General features: G+C 48.0%; 1 protein-coding gene and 1 pseudogene. Both read right to left on the reverse strand.

Annotation, left to right across the window (positions count from 1 at the left end; genetic code table 11):
• Positions 1-198 precede the first annotated feature (198 nt).
• Positions 199-1,854 (reverse strand): ATP-dependent protease LonB, encoded by a 1,656-nt coding sequence (lonB, locus tag C1T29_RS17745; RefSeq protein WP_096748266.1) that lies wholly within the window; start codon positions 1,852-1,854, stop codon positions 199-201.
• A gap of 180 nt (positions 1,855-2,034) precedes the next feature.
• A pseudogene (locus C1T29_RS17750) lies at positions 2,035-2,461 on the reverse strand (ATP-dependent Clp protease ATP-binding subunit ClpX); the annotation flags it as partial.

Raw genomic sequence — 2,461 nt, forward strand, 5'->3', positions numbered from 1 at the left:
AACTTTAGTATGAACCATTATAATATACTTTTTTTATCCCTGTACAATTGTAAGCCCGGCGAAATAAAAAGGGTCTCCTGTAGTATACCCTTTCTTTCAGTTCTGAAAAAGGAAAAGATGTCCTCCGCTAAGAAAACATGCCGGCGCCTGTCGGAGAAAACCGGCCCGAAAAAAATCCCCATCTGAAATGATGGGGATTTATACGGATTCTCTTTTCATCTGAGCGCCGTCAGGCATTTCTGAAGGAGGGTTAACCAATGCAAGGTCCAGCACTTCCTGCAAGGTTTTGACGGGAATGATATGTACGCCTTCTATCCGCTTTAAAATCGACTGGACATTTTCGTGCGGAATAATAACCGTTTTTGCCCCCGCATGCTTGGCCGCTTTGATTTTCGGAATCACGCCGCCGATCGGCTTTACCCGGCCGTTCAGGCTGATTTCCCCCGTCATGGCGACAGTATGGTCTATCGGAACCTTATGAATGGCGGAGAAAATGCCCGCCGCCATGGCAATTCCTGCAGATGGTCCGTCAACCGGGATACCGCCGGGGAAATTCACGTGAATATCATAATCCGAAGCTTTTACTCCCATTGTCCGCAATACAGTCATGACATTTTCGACCGACCCTTTCGCCATGCTTTTCCGTCGGATCGATTTTGACTGGTTGCCGATATTCTCTTCTTCTGCGATGCCTGTGATATTAATCGATCCCTTATCAGCAGCCTTGTTGACTGTGACTTCAATTTCGAGCAGCGAACCGCTGTTAGGGCCGTGGACGGCAAGTCCGTTGACGATGCCGACCTGCGGTTTGGAGGCGATTTTTTGTTCGTATTTCGGTGTCAGCTGGCTCGAATGGATCACCCATTCGATATCTTCAACCGTCACCTCGTCGCGCTCTTCAGTCAAAGCCATTCCGGCGGCGATTTGCATCATATTGACGACTTCGCGGCCGTTTCTCGCATACCGCGTCAACAGGTCAAGTCCTTCCTCTGCGACTTTCTTCTCAATCTTATCAGCCGCTTTTTTGACGACCGTTTTTAATTCTTGCTTTTCAAGGTCGCGGAAGAACACTTCCAGACATCTCGACCGAATCGCTGGCGGGATTTCGTCAGGCATCCTCGTCGTCGCGCCGATCAGTCTGAAATCCGCCGGCAGCCCGTTTTGAAAAATGTCGTGGATGTGTTTGGGGATTTGCGTGTTTTCTTCACTGTAATAGGCGCTTTCCAAAAACACTTTCCGATCTTCAAGCACCTTCAGCATTTTATTCATTTGAATCGGATGAAGCTCTCCGATTTCGTCGATGAATAATACCCCGCCGTGCGCATGCGTAACGGCTCCCTGCTTTGGCTGAGGAATTCCGGCCTGCCCCATCGCTCCGGCACCCTGATAAATCGGATCGTGGACCGATCCGATCAACGGGTCGGCGATTCCCCGCTCGTCGAAGCGGGCCGTTGTCGCGTCAAGCTCGACAAAGACGGAATGTTCCTGGAACGGTGAGCGCTTGTTCTTTTTCGCTTCTTCGAGGACAAGCCTTGCAGCTGCGGTTTTCCCTACACCTGGAGGGCCGTAAATAATGACATGCTGCGGATTTGGTCCGCAAAGGGCGGCTTTCAGCGCTTTAATGCCGTCCTCTTGGCCGACGATGTCTTTAAAAGCTGTCGGCCTTACCTTTTCTGATAACGGTTCTGATAAATGGATTGATCTCATTTTCCGGAGCTGTTCCATCTCTTTTTTGGACTCTCTGTCTATCGTAACCTTTTGGGTTCTTTGATTCTTGAGCAGATTCCAAAAATATAATCCGATGATGATCCCGAAAAATAGTTGTACAAAAAGTGCAATGCTCGTCCAGCTCAACTGATGGTCCCTCCTGAAATGGTTTCGTATCTTTAAGTATGTCAGATAGTATTTCCTGATCACGGAGGGAATAAACGTACAGAAAGGGATAATTTTGCTTTTCGAACCGTCACTTTTTTCTGTATGGCGACGGTTTCCAAATGCAAAAAAGAACCTCCTTTGGCTAGGAGGTTCTCTGCATTATGCTGAAGTTTTTTTGTCTTTATTGACGACCGTGCCGTCTTTCATAATGAGACGCGGCGGTTCGCCGTCAGTGACGGTTTTGCCTGTAATCACGCATTTTTCAATATCCTCGCGTGACGGCAGATCGAACATCACGTCGAGCATGATTCCTTCGATAATGGAACGAAGTCCGCGTGCTCCTGTTTTACGTTCAATTGCTTTTTTAGCGATTTCTGTGAGCGCTTCGTCTTCAAATACAAGCTCCACATCATCCAGCTCAAGCATTTTTCTATATTGTTTAACAAGTGCGTTTTTCGGTTTTGTTAAAATTTCAACCAGCGCTTTTTCATCGAGTGGTTCAAGGCTTGCGATGATCGGGAGACGGCCGATGAATTCAGGGATCAGACCGAAGCGAAGCAAGTCTTCCGGAAGCACTTTGGAAAGA

Source organism: Bacillus sp. MBGLi79 (genome assembly GCF_002953915.1).